Annotated in this window: 1 protein-coding gene; it reads right to left on the reverse strand. The window is 57.0% G+C overall.

Annotated features, from left to right (window positions below; all coding sequences use genetic code 11):
• Positions 1-59: 59 nt before the first annotated feature.
• The coding region (locus HMPREF2993_RS11315; RefSeq protein ID WP_141758306.1) for a DDE-type integrase/transposase/recombinase at positions 60-291 on the reverse strand (232 nt) is incomplete at its 5' end.

Raw genomic sequence — 291 nt, forward strand, 5'->3', positions numbered from 1 at the left:
GCGGAGAGCCGTGACGACCCAGTTTCTCATTTCCTGATGGCCGCTGCGTGCCGGCGTTCTCAGGCCGTCTCGAAGACCCGGTTGACGATCACCGCGTCCGGATTGGGGTGCCCATAAGCAAACATCGTGCCCTGACCTTTCCGTAATGAATGCATCGCTTCCATCCCTTTCAACGTCCGGTAGGCGGAAATTCGGTTTTTGAACGCCCCCTTCGGTCCCAGGATTCTTTTAAGTCGGCCATGATCTCCCTCGAGAACGTTGTTCAGGTATTTCACCTGCCGGTGCTCCACC

This window comes from Corynebacterium sp. HMSC068G04 (genome assembly GCF_001814885.1).
Lineage (GTDB): Bacteria > Actinomycetota > Actinomycetes > Mycobacteriales > Mycobacteriaceae > Corynebacterium > Corynebacterium hiratae.